Raw genomic sequence first — 1,596 nt, 5'->3', positions numbered from 1 at the left:
GTCGTAGAAGCACGGTAAACGTCACAAGACTCACAAGCCTGGTGTGGGTTCTGGAATCACTTTCAGACAGAGCACTACTTTCGTTCATCAGAAGCTTTTTCTTTTGTTTTTATGAGCGAAACAGATACATCTGATATGCCTGGCAGCGGGGGAGGGCAAGTCGGATCAGAATTGAGCGTTGTCCAACAGAGCTTCGTAGATCAGTCGAAGCTGTGTCGCATTTACTCGAGGTCGAGTACGGCGATTCAGCACCTTTTTTCCGAAGCACCCGTTTGGAGCAAGCTCGGCGAGACGTCGCTTGTTTCCACCGTGTGTCCGATAGCGTCGATCCTTTCACAGGAGGAACTGACCAAGGGCTCGGTCGCGGTGGTCCCAGCCGACCAGTGGATCACTGCGGCCGCCAGCGGTGTCGTGGACTTCTTCCCGGATCGGGTGAAGATTGATGGGAAGTACCAAATGCCGGAGAAATGGAAAAACGCGACGGTGGCGGATCTCAGGCAGGAGGTGGCCAAGAAACTTCGTTTCACAAGGTGGGGGGTCTACAGTTATTTTGGTCGGTTGGCGGTTCGGGTTGTCGTCCCGAAAGAGGAATACGGTAAGGTGACGACGGTTGCGCGGGCGCTGCAGCTCCAAATCGAGCGCGTCTCATCATCACCTATTTGCGTCGCCCAGCTGACAATCCGTAATGTCAGTGGAATAACGGACGCGGTACCGCTGCGCGTGTACTTAGCGCAACGGCGTGTGGAATCCACCTACCCTGTGTCATGGGGGAAGGTGGTGTCCACGGAATCGGAGACAACGGTGCTGGCGTACATCCCCGTGGACCTGACGGCCAAGGACCACTTCTCAGAAATGACTGATGGGGTGCGAACGATCTTCACACCGATGCTCGCGCCGGCGCAGGGAGCGGCGGCAGAAGTAACAGAGCGGACCAAAAAGGTCCATGATGCGTGGGTGCCGGTGACGGCCGACGATATCGGGCGAGACGGAGAGAAGGTGCTTTCGGACTCCGAGGCAGGGGCCGACGAAGACATGGCGCCGGATGAGCGCGACCACGCGCGGGCGCTCACGAGCGCGGCGGAGTCTCTAAAGATTTTGAACGAAGCTATTGACTCCCAGAAGCGAGCCCTTCGGAAGACCACGGGCTCGTGGAAGGCTTACAACTTGGGTGCAGAAGCGCAATGTGCGGCACTGGACGTACTGGAGGAGATCCGCAAGGAAAGTATGCGAGACCTCGACGAGGCTGCGGCGGAAACCTTCGCCGCATGGCTGAATGCCTGCCCGTCCCCGGCGAGAATCCTAGAAAAGGCAACGGTGGGGGCGGCAGAAAAATCACAAGCGCTGATGAGCCTGGAGAGGGCTCTTACCACATCGGCTAAGCCTCCCAAGGCCTCTGCTCTTAGCGAGCTCAACGCCACCGCGCGGCACGCGGCGGGCGGAGGGCGACTATCGTACGCCGCAGCCGCGCGGTCATCCCATAACGGGGGCGCGGACAAGCATCGTGGTCGCCGGTGATGAGTTTGCAACCAGACGCAAACGCCAACAGGTTATCGAATGCAGCCGCAGCCGGTGCTGCTGCCGCTGACGCCGCTGGCG

The 1,596-nt window shown here is 59.0% G+C and carries 1 protein-coding gene; it reads left to right on the top strand.

Annotation, left to right across the window (positions count from 1 at the left end; all coding sequences use genetic code 11):
* Positions 1 to 171: 171 nt before the first annotated feature.
* A complete protein-coding gene (locus ACH2EH_RS12350; RefSeq protein WP_395142079.1) occupies positions 172 to 1,515 on the top strand; it encodes a hypothetical protein in 1,344 nt (447 codons plus the stop codon).
* Positions 1,516 to 1,596: the final 81 nt, after the last annotated feature.

This window comes from Armatimonas sp., from assembly GCF_043760365.1.
GTDB lineage: Bacteria > Armatimonadota > Armatimonadia > Armatimonadales > Armatimonadaceae > Armatimonas.
This window is presented reverse-complemented; position numbering and strand designations above follow the sequence as displayed.